The organism is Spongiibacter taiwanensis, assembly GCF_023702635.1.
GTDB lineage: Bacteria > Pseudomonadota > Gammaproteobacteria > Pseudomonadales > Spongiibacteraceae > Spongiibacter > Spongiibacter taiwanensis.
The window spans coordinates 1,238,324-1,257,062 of record NZ_CP098455.1; the positions used below are offsets into that span (position 1 = coordinate 1,238,324).

General features: G+C 56.8%; 19 protein-coding genes and 1 other RNA gene. 4 read left to right on the forward strand and 16 right to left on the reverse strand.

Going from position 1 to position 18,739, the window contains the following annotated elements; all coding sequences use genetic code 11:
• Positions 1-5: 5 nt before the first annotated feature.
• The 9 genes from mraY to rsmI form a co-directional block, all read right to left on the reverse strand.
• Positions 6-1,088, reverse strand: coding sequence for a phospho-N-acetylmuramoyl-pentapeptide-transferase (gene mraY / locus NCG89_RS05740; protein ID WP_251088808.1), 1,083 nt, complete (start codon positions 1,086-1,088; stop codon positions 6-8).
• Position 1,089: 1 nt separating this feature from the next.
• Positions 1,090-2,451 carry a UDP-N-acetylmuramoyl-tripeptide--D-alanyl-D-alanine ligase gene (locus NCG89_RS05745; protein WP_251088809.1) on the reverse strand — a complete coding sequence of 454 codons (1,362 nt, stop codon included), beginning with the start codon at positions 2,449-2,451 and terminating at the stop codon, positions 1,090-1,092.
• Positions 2,448-3,932: a UDP-N-acetylmuramoyl-L-alanyl-D-glutamate--2,6-diaminopimelate ligase gene (locus NCG89_RS05750; protein ID WP_251088810.1), complete on the reverse strand. Its 1,485-nt coding sequence runs from the start codon at positions 3,930-3,932 to the stop codon at positions 2,448-2,450. The genes NCG89_RS05745 and NCG89_RS05750 overlap by 4 nt, the downstream gene beginning before the upstream one ends.
• 5 nt (positions 3,933-3,937) lie before the next feature.
• Complete coding sequence (locus NCG89_RS05755; RefSeq protein WP_251088811.1) at positions 3,938-5,662, reverse strand: peptidoglycan D,D-transpeptidase FtsI family protein; 1,725 nt, start codon at positions 5,660-5,662, stop codon at positions 3,938-3,940.
• Positions 5,646-5,993, reverse strand: a complete 348-nt coding sequence (gene ftsL, locus NCG89_RS05760; protein WP_251088812.1) for a cell division protein FtsL — start codon at positions 5,991-5,993, stop codon at positions 5,646-5,648. The genes NCG89_RS05755 and ftsL overlap by 17 nt, the downstream gene beginning before the upstream one ends.
• Complete coding sequence (gene rsmH, locus NCG89_RS05765) at positions 5,990-6,922, reverse strand: 16S rRNA (cytosine(1402)-N(4))-methyltransferase RsmH (RefSeq protein ID WP_251088813.1); 933 nt, start codon at positions 6,920-6,922, stop codon at positions 5,990-5,992. The genes ftsL and rsmH overlap by 4 nt, the downstream gene beginning before the upstream one ends.
• Positions 6,923-6,935: 13 nt before the next feature.
• Positions 6,936-7,379, reverse strand: a complete 444-nt coding sequence (gene mraZ, locus NCG89_RS05770; protein ID WP_251088814.1) for a division/cell wall cluster transcriptional repressor MraZ — start codon at positions 7,377-7,379, stop codon at positions 6,936-6,938.
• Positions 7,380-7,659: 280 nt separating this feature from the next.
• An RNA gene (gene rnpB, locus NCG89_RS05775) (RNase P RNA component class A) lies at positions 7,660-8,010 on the reverse strand.
• A gap of 48 nt (positions 8,011-8,058) precedes the next feature.
• Positions 8,059-8,841, reverse strand: a complete 783-nt coding sequence (rsmI, locus tag NCG89_RS05780; protein WP_251089348.1) for a 16S rRNA (cytidine(1402)-2'-O)-methyltransferase — start codon at positions 8,839-8,841, stop codon at positions 8,059-8,061.
• Positions 8,842-8,954: 113 nt separating this feature from the next.
• On the opposite strand from rsmI, the gene NCG89_RS05785 reads away from it, so the two are divergent.
• Genes NCG89_RS05785 through NCG89_RS05800 form a run of 4 tightly spaced genes read left to right on the forward strand, consistent with a single transcriptional unit; the run spans position 8,955 to position 12,456 of the window.
• Positions 8,955-10,901, forward strand: a complete 1,947-nt coding sequence (locus tag NCG89_RS05785) for a penicillin-binding protein activator (RefSeq protein ID WP_251088815.1) — start codon at positions 8,955-8,957, stop codon at positions 10,899-10,901.
• 2 nt (positions 10,902-10,903) lie between these two features.
• A complete protein-coding gene (locus tag NCG89_RS05790; RefSeq protein WP_251088816.1) occupies positions 10,904-11,287 on the forward strand; it encodes a YraN family protein in 384 nt (127 codons plus the stop codon).
• A gap of 3 nt (positions 11,288-11,290) precedes the next feature.
• Positions 11,291-11,893, forward strand: coding sequence for a D-sedoheptulose-7-phosphate isomerase (locus tag NCG89_RS05795; RefSeq protein WP_251088817.1), 603 nt, complete (start codon positions 11,291-11,293; stop codon positions 11,891-11,893).
• On the forward strand, positions 11,890-12,456 hold the full coding sequence (locus NCG89_RS05800) for a BON domain-containing protein (protein ID WP_251088818.1): 567 nt from the start codon (positions 11,890-11,892) through the stop codon (positions 12,454-12,456). The genes NCG89_RS05795 and NCG89_RS05800 overlap by 4 nt, the downstream gene beginning before the upstream one ends.
• A gap of 42 nt (positions 12,457-12,498) precedes the next feature.
• Here the strand turns inward: NCG89_RS05800 and NCG89_RS05805 are convergent, their stop codons facing one another.
• The 7 genes from NCG89_RS05805 to zapE all read right to left on the reverse strand — a co-directional run bounded on the left by NCG89_RS05805 (position 12,499) and on the right by zapE (position 18,591).
• Entirely contained in the window at positions 12,499-12,891 is a 393-nt protein-coding gene (locus NCG89_RS05805) for a ClpXP protease specificity-enhancing factor (RefSeq protein WP_251088819.1), read from the reverse strand.
• Between the two features lie 16 nt (positions 12,892-12,907).
• Positions 12,908-13,555 (reverse strand): stringent starvation protein SspA, encoded by a 648-nt coding sequence (gene sspA / locus NCG89_RS05810; RefSeq protein WP_251088820.1) that lies wholly within the window; start codon positions 13,553-13,555, stop codon positions 12,908-12,910.
• Between the two features lie 94 nt (positions 13,556-13,649).
• Positions 13,650-15,707 (reverse strand): ubiquinol-cytochrome c reductase, encoded by a 2,058-nt coding sequence (locus NCG89_RS05815; RefSeq protein WP_251088821.1) that lies wholly within the window; start codon positions 15,705-15,707, stop codon positions 13,650-13,652.
• Positions 15,707-16,303 (reverse strand): ubiquinol-cytochrome c reductase iron-sulfur subunit, encoded by a 597-nt coding sequence (gene petA / locus NCG89_RS05820; RefSeq protein ID WP_251088822.1) that lies wholly within the window; start codon positions 16,301-16,303, stop codon positions 15,707-15,709. Before petA ends, NCG89_RS05815 begins: the two co-directional genes overlap by 1 nt.
• A gap of 242 nt (positions 16,304-16,545) precedes the next feature.
• Positions 16,546-16,938, reverse strand: a complete 393-nt coding sequence (gene rpsI, locus NCG89_RS05825; RefSeq protein WP_251088823.1) for a 30S ribosomal protein S9 — start codon at positions 16,936-16,938, stop codon at positions 16,546-16,548.
• A gap of 12 nt (positions 16,939-16,950) precedes the next feature.
• Complete coding sequence (gene rplM / locus NCG89_RS05830) at positions 16,951-17,379, reverse strand: 50S ribosomal protein L13 (protein ID WP_251088824.1); 429 nt, start codon at positions 17,377-17,379, stop codon at positions 16,951-16,953.
• 105 nt (positions 17,380-17,484) lie between these two features.
• On the reverse strand, positions 17,485-18,591 hold the full coding sequence (zapE, locus tag NCG89_RS05835; protein ID WP_251088825.1) for a cell division protein ZapE: 1,107 nt from the start codon (positions 18,589-18,591) through the stop codon (positions 17,485-17,487).
• Positions 18,592-18,739: the final 148 nt, after the last annotated feature.

The following is an 18,739-nucleotide window of genomic DNA, read 5'->3' on the forward strand; positions in this document are numbered from 1 at the left end:
GTCTCCTAACGCAGTTTCAATGTTGCCAGCCCCAGCAGGACCAGCATCACCGTAATAATCCAGAATCGAACGATCACCCGGGGCTCCGGCCAGCCCTTGAGCTCAAAGTGGTGATGTATGGGCGCCATCCGGAAGATGCGTCGGCCGGTTAACTTGAAGGACGCCACCTGCAAAATGACCGATACCGTTTCCAGCACGAAAATACCGCCCATAATGAAAAAGACGATTTCATGCCGGGTAATCACCGCAATGGTTCCCAGGGTGGCACCCAAAGCGAGCGCGCCCACATCGCCCATGAAAACTTGCGCCGGGTAGGTGTTGAACCACAGAAAGCCCAAGCCCGCACCCGCCAGGGCGCCGCAGATAACAATCAATTCACCGGCACCGGCCACATAGGCAATATGAAGATAATCGGCAAATTTGATATTGCCGCTCAGGTAAGCAATCAGGCCCAGGGCACTGCCCACCATGACTGTCGGCAGAATTGCCAAGCCATCCAGGCCATCCGTCAGGTTCACCGCATTGCTGGAACCAACAATCACAAAATACGTAACCACGATTGAAAAAATGCCCATCTCCAAACTGATGTTTTTGAAGAAGGGGATAAACAGCTGGGTATCCACTGGGCTGTCGGCAATGCAATACAGGAATATCGCCGCGCCCAAGCCGGCCACACTTTGCCAGAAGTACTTCCAGCGCGCGGGCAGCCCCCGAGAATTGCGCTGGATCACCTTGCGATAGTCATCTACCCAGCCCACCGCGCCAAAAATGGCGGTGACAATCAGCACCGTCCACACATAGGCGTTGCGCAAATCCGCCCACAGCAGGGTGCTGGTAAAAATCGCAACCAATATCAGCGCACCGCCCATGGTCGGCGTACCGGACTTACTGAGGTGGGACTGAGGGCCGTCGTCACGCACCGCTTGGCCAATCTGATAGAAATTCAAACGGCGAATCATGTAAGGGCCGACCAGCAGCGAAATCGCCAATGCGGTAAGCACCCCAAGGATGCCGCGAAAGGTCAGGTACTGGAAAACCGCGAAACCGCTGATGTATTGGCTCAAATACTCGGCAAGCAAAAGCAACATATCAGCAGCCCTTCCCGTCAAGGTGCTGTGCCAGACGGCTCACCACCAATTCCATCCCTGCACTCCGGGACCCTTTAATCAACACAGCATCTCCACCCTCAACAAATTGAACCAGCGCCGACGCCAGTGTTTCGCGGTCGGCAAATGCCTTGGCACTCGCGCCAAATTTTTCCGCCATCATCGGCGCCCACTCACCGGTAACAAACAAGGCATCAATACCCTTGCTGGCGGCATATTGTGCGACCTCTCGATGACCGCGCTCGGCCTCATCGCCCAGCTCCGCCATTGCCCCCAACACCAGTATCCGCCGACCATCACACTCACTCAGCACATCAATCGCTGCGCGAACTGAACCTGGGTTAGCGTTGTAGCTGTCATCAATAATCTGAATGCCGCCTACCTGACGGCGACTCAAGCGGCCATCCGAGGGACGAACCAAACCCAGCCCAGCGGAAATTTGAGCCAGCGAAGCACCCGCGGCTTGCGCTGCAGCGGCCGCCGCCAGTGCATTGGCAATCATGTGGCGGCCCGGCAACGCGAGGACAACGTCGGCGCTTCCAGCCGGGGTGACTAACCGGAACTCACTACCGCCGTTGGGGCTGAGCACAATATCCTCGGCCCAGACATCGGCAGTGGCGGGGTTAAATCCAAAGCGAACCTGCGCAGCGACGCCCGCCAGTTGTTGCCAGAGGGAGGAAAATTGATCATCGGCATTGATGATTGCCACCCCCTTTCCGCCCAGCGCCTGAAATATCTCGCCCTTGGTCTCAGCCACGCCCTGCAAGCTTCCAAAGCCTTGGATATGCGCCGCTTGCGCGTTTGTCAGCAGCGCAATGGTGGGCTCGGCAAACTCGCAGAGGTAGGCGATATCACCGCGCTTGGCCGCGCCCATTTCAATCACCGCAAACTGCTCTTGGGTCGACATCGACAACAAACTCAGAGGCACACCGACTTCATTATTCAAGTTGCCCTTGGTCGCAAAGGTATCGCCGCACTCGCGCAGAATGCTGGCCAACATTTCTTTGGTGCTGGTCTTACCGCTACTGCCGGTGATCGCCATTACCGGCCCGGCGAAGTGCCGTCGATGCTCCCGTGCAACCAGGCCAAGCGCCCGATAACTGTCGGCCACCACAACGCAAGGCAAACTATCCACCGGCGAATTCACCAGGGCCGCGCCGGCGCCACTGGCGGCCGCTTGGGCAACAAACGTGTTGCCATCGAAATGCTCGCCTTTCAGGGCAACAAACAGATCGCCGGTCTGCAATTTACGGGTATCGGTGCACACTGCAGATACCGACACATCAGCACCGACAAGTTGTCCACCCGTGATGGCCGCAATCTTAGAGAGTGTCAGCGCATTCACGACTGGCCCTCCTGGGTCGCCAGGGCCTCTTGCAAGCAGGCCATATCGCTAAACGGGTAGCGGCGTCCTTCTACCTCTTGGTAACTCTCATGACCTTTACCGGCGACCAGCACAACATCACCCGGCGCGGCCTGGCGAACCGCCAGTTCAATGGCCTTGGCCCGATTGACTTCAATCCGATACTCCCCGCTAAGCCCCCGGCATATGTCGTCAATGATCGCCTGCGGCGCTTCGCTGCGTGGGTTATCGCTGGTCACAATGACCTCATCAGCCAACCTGCTGGCAACCTCTCCCATCAGAGCACGCTTACCGGTGTCCCGATCTCCGCCACAACCGAACACACAGTGCAGGGCGCCACTGGTGAGGGGCCGCAGCGTCGACAGGGCCTTTTCCAGGGCATCGGGTGTATGGGCGTAATCCACCACGAACAAGCGGTTATTTGCGCCGCGGAGGCATTCCATTCGCCCGGGGACCGGACTCAGATTCGGCACCGCATTCTCAAGATCACCCGGCGCCACTCCCATGCCCAGCAGCGCGGCGCAGGAGGCCACCAGATTCGCCAGATTGAAGCTACCCAGCAATTGGGACTGCAGCTGCACCTCGCCGAACTCACTTTTCAGTCGCGCCCGGCTGCCATTGATATCGCAGTGAATCTGATCCACAAATACGGCGGCCCTGGGGTCGCTAAGACTGTAATCCAGCACCCTCTTTGCCCGTGACTTGGCCAGCAAATTCCGACCGAAAAAGTCGTCTCGATTGATGACGGCCAACGCCAGCCCTGGCCAGTCAAACAGCTTGGCCTTTTCTGCGCCATAGGCTTCCATCGTGCCGTGGAAGTCCAGATGATCCTGACTCAGGTTGGTGAAAATCGCCGCGTCAAACTCCAGAGCAGCCACCCGAGACTGGGCGATGCCGTGGGAGGAAACTTCCATTGCCGCCCAGCGGGCACCCCCATCAACCCAATCGCGCAGCAGCGATTGAATAACGACCGCGTTGGGAGTGGTATTGACACTGTCTGTGCGCATATTGCCAATTCGGCCATTCCCCAGGGTGCCGATCAGCCCGCAGGGCTCAGCGAGCTGCTCAAGCAGTTGCGCAATGGTCCAGGCGCAGCTGGTCTTGCCGTTTGTGCCAGTCACACCGATCAAGCGCAGCGCCCGCGAGGGATGGCGATAAAAATTCCCGGCGATTTCGCTGAGTTTCAGATTAAGGTTTTCAACCTCGACCACCGGCAAGGAGTAGCGATCACTTTCGATCGGTGCATCCGCAATCACCGCCACCGCACCCCGTGCGATGGCGTTTTCGATATAGGCGCGACCATCGTTCACATAGCCATTGACTGCGAGAAACACCTCGCCTGGGCCGATCTGCCGACTATCCAGGGACAATCCTGCCACAGGCACTGCGGCCACCTCTGGCGATAGCTTGGGCAACAGCTCACCCAGCAAGCGAGGCGCATTGGGAAACGGTTGCTGTTCCATTGCCATCACGCCGCACCTCCCTTGCCAGCCACTTGAGGTGCCTCAGGCGGCTCAATATCGTCCGGCGCCACATTCAATAGCCGTAGCGCATCGGCAACCACTTTTGAAAACACCGGCGCGGCGACCAGGCCGCCAAAATAATCGCCCTGGGGCTCATCAATAGCGACCACGGCAACTACTCGGGGCACACTGGCTGGCGCCAATCCCGCAAAAATCGAGAAGTAACGGTCCTCGGCGTACCCGCCGGCCTCAGCTTTGTGGGAGGTTCCGGTTTTCCCTGCTACCCGGTAGGCATCCACCCGCGCGCGAGTGGCGGTACCACCAGGCTGGGTAACGGTCTCCATCATATCCACCAACTGACGGGCAACTTTTGCCGAGATCACTTGCTGACCTTCCAATTCCCCTTCCTGCTTCAACAGGGACACCGGCTGAAACACACCATGATTGGCAAACACGGTATAGGCCTGGGCAAGCTGCAAGGGCGTGACGGTCATACCGTATCCAAAAGCAAAGGTCGCACGCTCAATGGATCGCCAGTTGCCGTGATTGGGCAACACACCCGTACTTTCCCCCGGAAAGCCCGACCCGGTTGAACGACCCAGACCAAAACGATTGAACACGTCCCAGACGTCCTGAGCATCCAACGACAACGCGATTTTGGTGGTGCCCACCTGGCTCGATTTTTTCAGCACCTCGCTAACGGTCAGCTCGCCATAATTGCGGTGATCCTTTAGCAGCTTGGGACCCACCTTGATGTAGCCGGGCGCGGTATTGATCGGGCTATCCGGCTGGTACTTGCCACTCTCCAGGGCCGCTACCAGCGTCAGCGGCTTCATGGTCGAGCCGGGTTCAAACATATCGGTCACAGCGCGATTGCGCATGGCACTCGGTTTGATCTGGCTGCGATTGTTTGGGTTGTACGAGGGCTGGTTAACCAAGGCCAACACTTCGCCTGTATGACCATCGACAATAACCACCGAACCGGCTTTTGCGCCGGTTCGTTTGAGTGCTGCCTTGAGTTCCTTGTAGGCCTGATACTGAAGCCGAAGGTCGATGCTCAACTTGAGCTCTTTCCCCGGCTTGGCCGCCTCCCCGGCGTCGATCTCCCGGATTATGTTGCCGTAGAGATCCTTGAGCACCCGCTTTCTGCCCGGGTGGCCGGTAAGCCACTCGTCGTAAGCCAGCTCCAGCCCCTCCTGGCCCTTGTCGTCAATATTGGTAAACCCGAGAATGTGGGCGGTCACCTCACCGGCCGGATAAAAGCGCCGGTATTCGCGCTGCAAGTAGACCCCCGGAATTTTTTTCGCCAGGATCGCCTTGGCTTCAGTGGGGGCCAAGTGGCGACGAAGGTACATAAACTGACTGTCGCTAAACCGCTTCACGCGCGCACTGAGTTCGGCCACGCTCATGCCCAGCGCCTGCGCCAGCACACTCCACTGCCCCTGCGCTTGAAGGAGCTCCTGGGGGTTTGCCCAAATTGACGCCACCGGCGTGCTAACCGCCAGCGGTTCACCGTTGCGATCAGAAATCATGCCCCGGTGGGCCGGAATCACTTCGGTGCGATTGGTGCGGGCATTACCCTGCCCCTGAAGGAAGCGATACCCGCGGTCGACATCCAGCACCTGCAGGGTCAGCGTCCGCCAGACAAGAACCAAGGCGAGGGCAGCCAGCGCCACCGCCACCAGGCGGAAACGCCAGGGTGATATTGGCGCTTTAGTCTGCTTTGCCATAGCCCTTAACCATAATTACCTTGCGCATATCCGGCGCCTGCATTCCCAAATCTTTTTCTGCCAGACTTTGGACCCGATCAGGCGAAGCCCACGTACTTTGCTCCAGCAACAACCGGCCCCACTCTTCTTCCAACTGCATTGCCTCGCGGCGCAAATCCTGCAGCTCGCTAAACATTCGCCGACCTTTATGGGAGGTCTGAACCAGCGCGATACAGGAGGCCAACACCAAAAACAGCATCACCGGCACCAGCAGCCCGCCCAACGGCGACGGCGGAAGCGCCTGCGCATCCCTGGCTTTTGCTGCCTGGGCACGAGCTCTCCCCTCACTCATGCAATCCGCTCCGCCACCCGCATTACTGCACTGCGGGCCCGCGGGTTGATCGCAATCTCGTCATCCCCCGGCTTGATCGCTTTACCGACCAACCGCAGGCGGCAATTTCGCTGCGCTTCGGTCACGGGCAAATAGGCGGGCAACTGATCACCCTTTGCCTCTTTGCGCATAAACCGTTTCACCAGCCGGTCCTCCAGTGAGTGAAAGCTGATCACCACCAGCCGACCACCAATGGCCAAACCGTCAACAACCTGATCGAGCAACTGCTCCAGATCACCTAATTCGTTGTTGATAAAAATCCGAATAGCTTGAAATGCGCGTGTCGCCGGGTGCTTATTTTTTTCCCAGGCAGGATTGGCTTCACTGACAATTTTTGCCAACTGCAGGGTCGACACAATTTCCGTCTCCTCCCGCGCTTTAACAATCGCTCCGGCAATCCGCTTGGCGAAACGTTCCTCACCGAACTCCTTCAGCACCTGGGCAATCTCTGCCGCCTTTGCCCCAGCCAACCACTGGGCAGCACTTTGCCCGGAAGTGGTGTCCATGCGCATATCGAGGGCGCCGTCACGCAAAAAACTGAATCCGCGCTCGGCCTGATCCAACTGGGGCGATGACACCCCGAGATCAAGCAACACCCCGGACAAGCCCTCGGGCTGCTCCAGGTGTGAACTTGCGACCAGGCGCGAAAACTCAGCAAAGGACCCCTGGGCGATGGCAAAGCGCGAATCTTCTTCCATCAGCGCCAACCCTTGGGCAATCGCCTGGGGATCCTTGTCAATTCCCAGCAATCTGCCCTTGTCGGCCAAGCCGGCCAGAATAGCGCGACTGTGGCCGCCACGACCAAACGTCCCGTCAACGTAAAAACCGCTGCGATCCCAGAGCAACGCCTCAACGGCTGGCGCCTTCAGCACAGTTAAATGTTCGCTCATTGGCCGATCACACTCAGAGAGACAAGGTCAGCATTTCATCCGGCATGTCGTCATCTTCGCCGGCGGTATTGAGCCAATCGAACCAGCTGGATTCGCTCCACAACTCCAATTTTTTACCCTGCCCAACCAACAGCAGCTTCTTCTCCAATCCGGCATAGTCACGCAGCGTCGGCGGCAGCAGCACGCGGCCATTGCCATCCATCTCTAAGGGCGTGGCATAACCCAGCAATAGGCGCTGAGCCATCCGGGCCTTGCGATTGATATTGGGCAGCGCCTCAATTTTTGGCAGCAAATCCGCCCATTGAGGCTCTGGATAGACGAGCAGGCAACGCTCTTCCGTGTGGGCGGTGATCACCAAACGGCCGCCACACAGAGACGCAAGGGCATCACGTATTTTGGCTGGAATAGCCAAACGCCCCTTCGCATCCATTGTGATTGCATGACTGCCTAGAAACACGATTCCCCACCCAGAAGGTCATTTAAACCGCAAAAAACCACTAATACCCACATTTATCCACTAGACGACACTATAGGAACTGCCCCAGCGAGGTGTCAAGGCGAACGTGCGGCAAATTGCAGGGATTTTTCTCAAAAACAACAATAACTTGCAGACATCAGCGAGGAATACGGGGGAGGTTTATTCAGTTAGATATGCCGAAACAAAGGCATACGAAAATCACTTAAAGTGATTCTTTAAGTTCAAGGCGGGAAAATTGATATTGGAAGAACAGAGAAGAAAATTGAGTCGGCCGATAAGCCGGGTTCTGTCGTGGACGACCATTCATCTGGGACTTGCGTCACCGCAAACCTCTAGCAGCCTACCCGAATCCACTGCGGGCCACAGTATCGGATTCCTATTTGGCCTTGCTCCGAGCGGGGTTTACCATCGCCGTGAACTGTTGCCAGTCACGCGGTGCGCTCTTACCGCACCTTTTCAACCTTACCGGCAACAACGTTGCTTAGGCGGTTTCCTTTCTGTTGCACTTTCCGTAGGCTTTCGCCCCCCAGGCGTTACCTGGCGCTTTACCCTATGGAGCCCGGACTTTCCTCCCACAGCTTGCGCTGCACGCGGTCGTCTGGCCGACTCAACTGTAAGAATAACCAGTAGTTTTCTTTAGCGCAAGCCCAGCCGCGACTTAAAGCGGATTTTCCAGCGCATATTTATACAACGCATTTTTCTTTTCACCGCTAATCTGGGCTGCCAGCGCTGCCGCCTGCTTGAGCGGTAGCTCTGCGCGAAGCACATCCAATACATGCAAGGTGGCCGAGTCCATGCTGTGCGCTTGCGGCGGGCACCCCTCTACCACCAGCACACACTCACCGCGCTGCTGATTGGTGTCGGCCGCCACGAACTCGCACATCTCCACCAGCGTCATTCGCCGCACCGTCTCAAACAGCTTGGTCAGTTCCCTGGCGAGAGTGACCCGTCGGTCAGGGCCGAAAACCTGTGCCATATCCTCTAGACAGGCCTGCAGTCGATGAGGGGCCTCATAAAAGATCAGCGTGCGGGGTTCTTTGGCGAGCAACTGCAACTGCTGCTGACGACCATGGGGTTTTGCAGCGAGAAACCCTTCAAACATGAAGCGATCTGAGGGCAGCCCCGCCACTGACAGCGCAGCGACCATTGCGCAGGGCCCCGGGATCGGCACCACTTGAAAGGACTCGGCCAACGCGGCGTCTACCAGACGATAACCCGGGTCAGAGATCAGCGGCGTGCCAGCATCCGAGACCATGGCGACGCTCTCCCCGCGACGCAGCACATCCAGTATCTGACCAAGTTCGGCATCGCCGCTGTGATCATGATAGGCCTGCAGCCTCACGGAGATACCAAAATGCTGGAGCAATTGACGCGTGCGGCGAGTGTCCTCCGCCGCCACCAGCGAGACTGATTGTAGGACCTCTGTCGCTCGGGGTACCATATCGGCCAAGTTCCCGATGGGTGTGGCAACAACATAAAGACTGGGGCTGGACGAACCCAAAGCAGCGGTCCTCTGACTATATTCGGCCCGCGCAGACTAACAACGGCGGATCAATGAAGACAAGACTTTTTGCAGGCCTTATCAGCCTCAGCCTCCTCGCGGCCTGTGCCGGACCAGTTACCAGCCCTTCCCCGGATCGCACCAAGTTAATCGTTGATACGCCGAAACAACCGCGGCCATCAACATCGGAGGTCTTTCGCCGGCCATCACCACTGATCACCGACCGACCGGAGCTGGGATTCAACGCCGCAACCGCAAGTGCCGAAATGGCAGAGCAATGGATTGCTGACGCCGAACTCGCGCCGCCAGAAGAGGCCAGCGAATTATTGTTGAGAGCCGCCGAGGTGCTACTGCGCGAGGGCGAGCTGGATCGGGCAGACGATATTGTCCATGAGCTGGTCGCGCCGGAGCTCGAAACCGACCAGGCGGTGCGCTTGGCACTGATCCGCGCGCGAGTATTCAGGGGCCACGCCCAGTTCCAGGAAGCCCTGCAGCAATTATCAGATCCACTTATTGAAGAAGGCATTCTCGAGGCCCCCCTCGCCCGCCAATTGCAGTTCAGTCAGCTGCGCGCGAGCCTGTACTCCATTGAAGGCGACCACCTTCGCGCCGCCCAGGAGTGGATTTATATCGATCCGCTGCTGGCGCCCGGCCAGCAAACCTACAATCGCGCGCAAATCTGGGACTCCTTGATGCAGATTCCCGACAAGCAGCTGGCAAGCCAAATGGATACGGCGGACAACCGTGACTACCTTGGCTGGCTTGAGCTGGCTGCGCTGGCCAAGAACTATCAGGGCAATCTCAATCAGCAGATCATCCAGCGGGACGCCTGGTTGCGCCGCTGGCCAAACCATCCGGCCCAAGGCGCGCTGCCGGGCGGGCTTGGCAAACTTGATCAACTGGTAGTGGAACGACCCGACAAAATCGCCCTGCTGCTGCCCGTCAGCGGCCGACTGGCCCCCTATGGCAAGGCCATTCGCGACGGCTTTTTGGCTGCGTACTATGACGCTCTCAGCCAAGGCGCCACACTTCCCCAGGTGAAACAATACGACACCGAAAGCCGGGACGTTAACGCGGTGTACCAACAAGCACTGCACGAAGGCAACAGCATGGTTATCGGGCCGCTGCAAAAGGAGGACCTGGATGCGCTGATCGACAAGCAAGGCGCCACCATGCCAGTGCCCACGCTGGCCCTGAACCGGGTCCCGGGGCAGCGATTTCCTAATGGGCTCTTCCAGTTTGGCTTAAACCCAGAGGATGAAGCGCAGCAAATCGCCAGCATCGCTGCCGCAAAGGGCTACAAACGCGCCATGATTGTCACACCCGAGGGGAGTTGGGGTACCAAGGTCGCTGAGGCCTTTTCCGAGGCCTGGCAACAGCAAGGGGGACTGGTGGTTGCCAGCACCAACTTTGACGCCAGCGCCAACAACTACTCGAAAAAAATCAAGGATGCCCTGCTGATCGACGCCAGCATCAAGCGTCGCAATCTGCTCCAGCAGATCATCGGCGAACGCCCCCAGTTTGAGCCCTACCGGCGCACCGACGTGGACTTTATCTTCCTGGTGGCCCGGCCCAATGAAGGGCGGGCGATCAAGCCACTGCTCGCCTATCACTACGCCGGCGACATCCCCGTTTACGCGACGTCCCATATCTACCGGGGCACAAAAAGCCCAGACAAGGATCAGGACCTGAACGGCGTGCACTTTATCGATATCCCCTGGATTCTTAACGAAGACAGCAATCTCCATCGGGCCATCGCCAACGAACTGCCACAAAGCAGCAATTACCAGCGTATGTACGCCCTCGGCGTGGACAGCTTCCGCCTGCATTTACGACTTGGCCAACTCCAAAGCGCCGATAGCAGCCGGCTGTTTGGCGAAACCGGCACGCTGCGCCTGAACAACCTGCGCCAAATTGAGCGCAAACTGTCCCTGGCAGAAATGCAAAATGGTGTACCCATCACCGTTCCCATGTCGGAAAATGTCGACGCTGGCGAATAGCGATGATCTGGCGCAGGGATGCAGGTCGGCAATCAGGCCGGCGTGGAAAACAGGCCGAACAGCACGCCACCCACTACCTTGAACAGCAAGGCTGCGAGGTGGTGGCGCGAAATTTTCACTGCCGACTGGGAGAGATTGATATTATTGCCCGCGATGGCGGCACGCTGGCATTTATCGAAGTGCGCTGCCGGCAAAACCCACGCTTTGGTTCGGCCGCAGAGTCCGTAACCCGAAGCAAGCAACAACGCATTCTGGCCGCCGCGCAGCTCTACCTCGCCAAGCAGCCGCGCAGCGACCTCCCCTGCCGCATGGATGTCATCGAGGCACAACCCGACCCCCAGGGGCAATGGCATTTTAATTGGCTTAAAAACGCATTTCAGGAGTAGGGCTTGACCGAGGATCTTTCCGAGAGCGTCATTGACCTCTTTCATCGCCACATCGAAAGCTGCATGTATACGATGGAGGCTATCGGCCCCAACGTCGCCGCCGCCAGCGCCTATATCGTAGAAAGTATGCTGAGCGACGGAAAGGTGCTGTGCTGCGGAGAGGGCAGCTTTGCCCTGCTCGCCCAGCAACTGTCAGGGAACCTCATTAACCGGTATCGCCGGGAGCGACCCTCTCTCCCGGCCATTGCGCTGAATACCGATGCTGCCGCACTCACCGCCATTGCCGCCGACAATGGCTTCAGCGACATTTTTTCAAGTCAGGTTCGGGCGCTGGGACACGAGGGCGACTGCCTGGTGATCTTTTACATGGGCGCCGGGTCAAGCAGCATCCTGCGCTGCATTCAAGCGGCCCATGAACGCGGAATGCGGGTCATCAGCATCAACAATATGAATGGCGGTGACGGCAGTGCGCTTCTCTCTGCCGACGATATCGAGATTGCCATCCCCGTCGAAGATCGGCCCAGAGTCATTGAAATGCAGCTGATCACTGTGCACAGTCTTAGCGAATTAATTGACGCCCAAATTTTCGGAATGGAACAAGCATGATGAAACGCACTATTGCTTTACTCGGCTGCGCTCTGGCGCTTTCTGCCTGCACCCAGGTGATGACGGCAACCACAGAGTCGCCCGTCCAGGATGACCCCGGCACCCGCAGTCTCGGTAGCTACATTGATGACGAAATTATCGAGACCAAGGTGATCGTCAATATCCGCAAAACCAGCCCCGAGCTGGAGGAGAGCCACCTCAGCGCCGTGAGTCACAACGGCATTGTGCTACTTACCGGGCAAACCGCCACCGAATCGCTACGCCAGCAGGCCGAAGAAATTGCCGCTGCGGTGAAGAAAGTCCGCAAGGTCCATAACGAAGTGACCGTGGGCCCCAACTCGACCATGGGCATGCGCGGCAACGACACCTGGATTACAACCAAAGTGAAAAGCAAACTTTCCTTGGACAACACCCTGGATGCCTCGCGGATAAAAGTCGTTACCGAGAGCGGGGTGGTTTACCTCATGGGCCTGGTATCCAGCGCCGAGGCAGAGAAGGCCTCCCAGATCGCCAGTCAGACCAGCGGCGTCCAAAAAGTCGTTCGGGTGTTTGAGTACTACTGAATGGCGTGGAGGTAGTGTCGGCAGCAAAGCCGCCGACACTAATTACTTGACCACTTTCAACTTGGGTCGAGGCGGCGTACCATCATCACCACCCGGTGAGGGTGGCATCGGCGGCGGTGGATCTTCCGAATCAAATAACATTCCCTGGCCATTTTCTCTGGCATAGATTCCCAATACCGCGGCCACCGGCACGGAAATACTTTGGGCAACGCCGCCAAAACGGCCTTTGAACGTAAGATAGTCGTTACTGATGTTCAACCCGACCACCGCGGACGATGAGATATTGAGGATAATCTGGCCATCCTGAATGTACTGCTCCGGCACCTGCACCCCCTCCATCTCAGCATTCACCAAGATATAGGGTGTGCAGTCGTTGTCCGAAACCCACTCGTAAACGGCCCTAACCATATAGGGCCTGCTGGATGTCATCGACATATACCCAATCGGCTCCTCAGGCGACTGACGCCTGATCCCGCAGTTCGCGTTCCTTTTCGGTGAGACTTTCCTGGAAGGAAGGGCGCTCGAACAGACGCTGCATATAATCGAGCAGCGGTTTGGATTGCCGGGTCTGGGGAAGGGCCACACCCAACTGGGGCAGACGCCACAGAATGGGAGCGAGACAACAATCCACCAGTGTGAACTCATCGTTCATGAAGAACGGCTTTTCGGCAAAGATCGGCGCGATGGTCAGCAGACTGTCCCGCAAATCCTTACGCGCCTTATCCAGCTCTTTTTGGCCAGGGTTGCTCAGGATCTCATCAACCATCCGACACCAATCGCGCTCGATGCGATAGATGAACTGACGGCTTTCACCACGAGCAACAGGATATACCGGCAGCAAGGGCGGATGCGGGAAGCGCTCGTCCAGATATTCCATCATCACCTTGGACTCATAGAGTGCCAAATCGCGATCAACCAGCGTCGGCAAGGTGTTGTATGGGTTCAGTTCCGTCACTTCCTCGGGAAGGTCGTTCGGATCAACATCGATAATATCGACAGTGACACCCTTTTCAGCCAACACAATCCTTACACGATGACTGTAGTGACTGGCGGCATCAGAAAAGAAGGTCATGGTAGAACGTTTGGCAACCACGCCCATTGCTCGCACCTCTAATTAACTGTTCAGAGAAAACAAACGGGCGGTCCGCTTAACCAGACTGCCCGCCTTGAAGCCATGTTGATGAACCGCTGGATTAATGAACGTCTTTCCAGTATTCGCGGTTCAGCAAGAAAGCGAAAATGAAGAACAACACGATAAACGCCAGCACATATATCCCAATTCGCTGCCGCTTGGCCTGTACAGGCTCACCCATGTACTCCAGGAAGTTTACCAAGTCGTAGATCACCTTGTCATATTCTTCCGGGCTCAAGGAACCAGCAGGCTGGTAGTCAAAACTGCCACAGGGGTTCAGTGCTTTGCCGTCTTTGCCGTAGAGTACATCTTCACCGGTCAGAGGATCCCGAAGAATCCCGCCGTTTTCGGCGTGGACCGGGCCAGGAGCGCAGACAGGCACACCCTGGAGCTCGGCAAGCACATGGGGCATACCCACATCCTTGAACACTTTGTTGTTCACTCCGTAAGGACGGGAATCATCCTTGTAGAAGGTCCGCAGATAGGTGTACAGCCACTCGGGGCTGCGGGCACGGGCTACCAGCGTCAGGTCCGGCGGCGCAGCACCAAACCATTTCTTGGCGTCTTCTGCCGACATGGCGTTGGTCATCAACGCCCCAATTTTGGCCGACTGATCAAACTTCAGGTGTTCTTCAAACAGATCCTCTGGAATACCGAGGTCGGTCGCCACCCGCTGGTAGCGACCATACTGCAGGGAGTGACAGCCCATGCAGTAGTTCATGTAGGTTTGCGCACCGCTCTGCAAGGAGGGCAGATCGTAAAGATCAGGCTCCATTTCATCACAGGCGACAGTGCCACAGTCGAAAGCCGACTCCGCACCCACCGCTTTCAGCGGCAGGATGGTCAGCAATGCTACGACTGCCAGTACCAGCATGCTCTTCCAGAAGCCCATACCGCCATCAGTCACCCGATCAGGTACTGGTTTGGTCGCCTCAATACGCGTCCAAATCGGCATAAAGAGGAAGAAGCTGAAGTAGATCACCGAACAAATACGCGCCAGCAGCGTCCGCGCTTCGGTGGGCGCCTTCACACCCAGCACACCGAGGATCAGGAAGGATGCGGTGAACAGCAACAGCATCACCTTGCTGATACGGCCTTTGTAACGGAAGGACTTCACCGGGCTGCGATCGAGCCAAGGCAGCAGGAAGATGATCGCGACCGAGGCACCAAAGGCGATGAAGCCGAGCAGTTTATCCGGCACCGCGCGCAATACCGAGTAGAACGGCGTGAAATACCATACCGGAGCAATGTGCTCTGGAGTTTTCAGGCCATTGGCAATTTCGAAGTTGGCGTACTCCAGGAAGTAGCCGCCCATCTCTGGACCAAAAAAGATAATGGCGCAGAATACAAACAGGAACACACCAATCGCCGTCAGATCATGAACGGTGTAGTACGGGTGGAAAGCGATGCCATCCAGTGGCACGCCGTTCTCGTCTTTGTGCTTTTTGATCTCTACGCCATCGGGGTTGTTGGAGCCCACTTCGTGCAGCGCCAGCAGGTGAAGTACCACCAGGCCCAGCAGCACAATCGGCAGCGCGATGACGTGCAGAGCGAAGAAGCGGTTCAGGGTAATACCGGAAATCAGGAAGTCACCGCGAATCCATTGCACGATGTCTTCACCAACAACCGGGATCGCACCGAACAACGAAATAATAACCTGAGCACCCCAGTAAGACATCTGCCCCCAGGGCAGTACGTAGCCCACGAAGGCCTCTGCCATTAACACCAGGAAGATGAGCGTACCGAAGATCCAGATCAGCTCGCGGGGCTTTTGGTAAGATCCATAAAGCAGCGCCCGGAACATATGCAGATACACCACCACAAAGAAGGCCGAAGCGCCGGTGGAGTGCATGTAACGAATAATCCAGCCAAATTCCACATCCCGCATGATGTATTCCACACTGCGGAACGCTTCTTCAGCGCTGGGGGTGTAACTCATTGTCAACCAGATACCGGTCAGCAACTGATTAACCAGAACAACCAGGGAAAGAACCCCGAAGAAATACCAGAAGTTGAAGTTCTTAGGCGCGTAGTACTTACCCATATGGGTGTTCCAGGCACGCATGATCGGCAGACGGGCATCAACCCAGTCGCGCAGTCCAACCAACGTTTTAATCATTATGCAGCCCCCTGATCAACACCAACTACCAGCACGTTATCACCCTCGAAGGAGTATGGCGGCACGATGAGGTTCTGCGATGCGGGCGAACCAGAATACACCCGGCCGGCAAGATCGAAGCGCGAACCGTGACAGGGGCAGAAAAAACCGCCTACCCAGGCTTTGCCACCCAGATCGGGTGTACCCACTTCTGGGCGGAATTTCGGCGCGCACCCCAAGTGCGTGCACAGACCAACGAAGACCATAATCTCCGGCTTGATCGCCCTGGCAGCGCCTTCAATGTACTGAGGCTGATCGGCGTTATTTGAAGCGGGATCTTTTAGGTACTGATCGATCTCAGCGAGCTCTTCGACTTGCTGCTCCGTGCGTTTCAACACATAGACTGGCTTACCGCGCCACTCCACAACGATCATCTGCCCAGCCTGCAACTTACTGATATCGGCTTTAACAGGTGCTCCGGCAGCTTTCGCTTTGGCACTCGGATTCCAGGATCCCACAAAAGGCGTAGCGATACCGACCGCTCCCGCGGCGCCCACGACAGATGTCGCTGCCGTCAGAAAACGCCGACGCCCTTTATTCACGCCGTCACTGCTCATGACGATTCCCCCATTACACACAGAAAACAGAACGGCCACCGCTCGAACAGAGTGGAACCCGCTTCACATTCACAAATGGCCCAAATAGTAATTAACTTGGCCCGCGCTGACAATCATTGCCGCACTAAGTTTCAAGCCATCTTATTCGCCGGGCAAAAAAAAACGCCCACAATTGTAAGGTCGTGGGCGTTTTCTTCGAGAGCCTTCGAGGGCATTCTCCATCAGCCACCAGGCTGAAGCGATTAACGCTTGGAGAACTGAGGCTTCTTACGAGCTTTGCGCAGGCCGACCTTCTTACGCTCCACTTCCCGCGCATCGCGGGTCACGTAACCGGCTTTGCGCAGACCGCTACGCAGGCCTTCATCATATTCCATCAGTGCACGACTGATACCGTGGCGGATTGCGCCAGCTTGTCCAAAGCTACCACCACCGCTAACGGTTACCAGGACATCAAACTTGTCAGTCATCTCAACCAGCTCAAGCGGTTGACGCACGATCATACGCGCAACTTCCCGACCGAAGTACTTGTCCAGCTCACGGTTATTCACAGTGATGTTGCCAGTCCCGGACTTCAAGAACACCCGGGCTGATGAGGTTTTACGGCGGCCAGTGCCGTAATATTGGGTAGCTGACATATTACGCTTCCGTTAGATATTCAGTTCGACTGGCTGTTGAGCAGCATGGGGATGCTCGGTACCAGCGTAGACTTTCAATTTTTTGAACATGGCCCGACCCAGTGGGTTCTTGGGCAACATGCCTTTTACCGCACCCTGCAGAACACGCTCGGGGGCCTTGTCGATCAGCTTCTCAAAGCTCATGGACTTCAGACCGCCGGGGTAGCCGGTGTGGTGGTGATACATTTTGTCCGTGGTTTTGCTGCCAGTGACACGCACTTTTTCGGCGTTAACGACAACAATGTAATCGCCGGTATCAACATGTGGTGTGTATTCGGCTTTATGCTTACCGCGCAGGCGATGCGCAATCTCACTGGCCAAACGACCCAATGTTTTGTCGGCGGCGTCTACCACGTACCAGTCGTGTTTCACATCCTGGGGTTTTGCACTAAAGGTTTTCATTTTCTCGCCTATGGGGCCCGTACCGAACAAAGAGCGCGAATACTACATAAGCGCCCCCGCTTTTTCAAGTGGATTTCTCAGCTTTTTCCAACCACCTGTAACCCGTTATGGACGGTGTTCCTGAGTCAGGTAGTCGGTGGACTGCATCTCCAGCAAACGGCTCTGGGTTCGCTCAAATTCGAAGTCCAGCCGCCCGCCGCTGTAGAGCGTCTCCAACGGCGCGGCCGCAGAGAGTACCAGCTTGACGTTGCGGTCGTAAAACTCATCAACAAGATTAATGAAGCGTCGCGCCTGATCGTCCCGCCCAGCACCCAACACGGGCACATTGCTGACCACCACCGCATGGAATACCCGGGCAATTTCAATATAGTCGTACTGGCTTCGAGGTCCGTCACAGAGCTCATCAAACTCGAACCAGGCCACATCATCGGCCACAAACCGCGCCCGAATGCGCCGCCCCTCAATTTCCAGCAGCTGGTCAGCCTTGGCCGGCTCCGGGGCCAAGCTGCGAAAACTCTTGTCCAGACTCTCCTCCGCTGCCGCGCCCAGCGGATTGTGGTACAACTCTGCTTTCTCCAGCGCCCGCAGGCGATAGTCCACACCACCGTCCACGTTCACCACCTGAACGTTCTCTTTGATCAAGGCAATGGCAGGCAGAAACCGGGCGCGCTGCAGGCCGTCTTGATATAACCCATCGGGGACGATATTTGATGTCGCAACCAGCACCACGTTGCGTTCGAACAGGCGCTGAAACAGCCCTGCCAAAATCATCGCATCAGTAATATCCGAAACAAAGAACTCGTCAAAGCAAATCACCCTTGCCTCGTCGGCAATGCGATCGGCGACCAGTACCAGTGGATTCTTCTCCCCCTCGAGCTGCTTTAGCTCCCGATGCACTCGCTGCATAAAGCGATGAAAATGCGCCCGCATTTTATTTTCAAAGGGCAACGTGTCGAAGAAAGTGTCCATCAAGTAGGTTTTGCCGCGTCCGACACCACCCCAAAAATAGAGGCCGAGAATCTTAGGCCGATCTTTTGCTCGACCGGCAATCTTGGCAGCGAAGCGCCCAAACGCACTTTTTGGCGACTCCGGCGCTGCCACCAACTCATCAAACAGGCGCTGCAAACATTGCACAGCGTATTCCTGAGCCGCATCGCGGCTGAAATCAGGCTGTTCAAGATCCTGCTGATATCGTTGCAAAGGGGTGGACATAGCGTGTTCCTGATGGGGCGACCTGGTCCCGAGTTTCGCGCTAACAGGCCGAAAAAACCGGGCCAACTTTACCGCCACCACCGCGTATTGGCAATTTTTTAGCCGTCATAGCTGTCCGAAAAGGGGGATGCGGATATACTTGCCGAAA

Coding starts and splice junctions, on each gene's coding strand:
- mraY (WP_251088808.1), bottom strand. CDS start 1,088: ATGTTGCTTTTGCTTGCCGAGTATTTGAGCCAATACATCAGCGGTTTC.
- NCG89_RS05750 (WP_251088810.1), bottom strand. CDS start 3,932: ATGGAACAGCAACCGTTTCCCAATGCGCCTCGCTTGCTGGGTGAGCTG.
- NCG89_RS05755 (WP_251088811.1), bottom strand. CDS start 5,662: ATGGCAAAGCAGACTAAAGCGCCAATATCACCCTGGCGTTTCCGCCTG.
- ftsL (WP_251088812.1), bottom strand. CDS start 5,993: ATGAGTGAGGGGAGAGCTCGTGCCCAGGCAGCAAAAGCCAGGGATGCG.
- rsmH (WP_251088813.1), bottom strand. CDS start 6,922: ATGAGCGAACATTTAACTGTGCTGAAGGCGCCAGCCGTTGAGGCGTTG.
- rsmI (WP_251089348.1), bottom strand. CDS start 8,841: ATGGTACCCCGAGCGACAGAGGTCCTACAATCAGTCTCGCTGGTGGCG.
- NCG89_RS05785 (WP_251088815.1), top strand. CDS start 8,955: ATGAAGACAAGACTTTTTGCAGGCCTTATCAGCCTCAGCCTCCTCGCG.
- NCG89_RS05790 (WP_251088816.1), top strand. CDS start 10,904: ATGATCTGGCGCAGGGATGCAGGTCGGCAATCAGGCCGGCGTGGAAAA.
- NCG89_RS05800 (WP_251088818.1), top strand. CDS start 11,890: ATGATGAAACGCACTATTGCTTTACTCGGCTGCGCTCTGGCGCTTTCT.
- NCG89_RS05805 (WP_251088819.1), bottom strand. CDS start 12,891: ATGTCGATGACATCCAGCAGGCCCTATATGGTTAGGGCCGTTTACGAG.
- sspA (WP_251088820.1), bottom strand. CDS start 13,555: ATGGGCGTGGTTGCCAAACGTTCTACCATGACCTTCTTTTCTGATGCC.
- NCG89_RS05815 (WP_251088821.1), bottom strand. CDS start 15,707: ATGATTAAAACGTTGGTTGGACTGCGCGACTGGGTTGATGCCCGTCTG.
- petA (WP_251088822.1), bottom strand. CDS start 16,303: ATGAGCAGTGACGGCGTGAATAAAGGGCGTCGGCGTTTTCTGACGGCA.
- rpsI (WP_251088823.1), bottom strand. CDS start 16,938: ATGTCAGCTACCCAATATTACGGCACTGGCCGCCGTAAAACCTCATCA.
- rplM (WP_251088824.1), bottom strand. CDS start 17,379: ATGAAAACCTTTAGTGCAAAACCCCAGGATGTGAAACACGACTGGTAC.
- zapE (WP_251088825.1), bottom strand. CDS start 18,591: ATGTCCACCCCTTTGCAACGATATCAGCAGGATCTTGAACAGCCTGAT.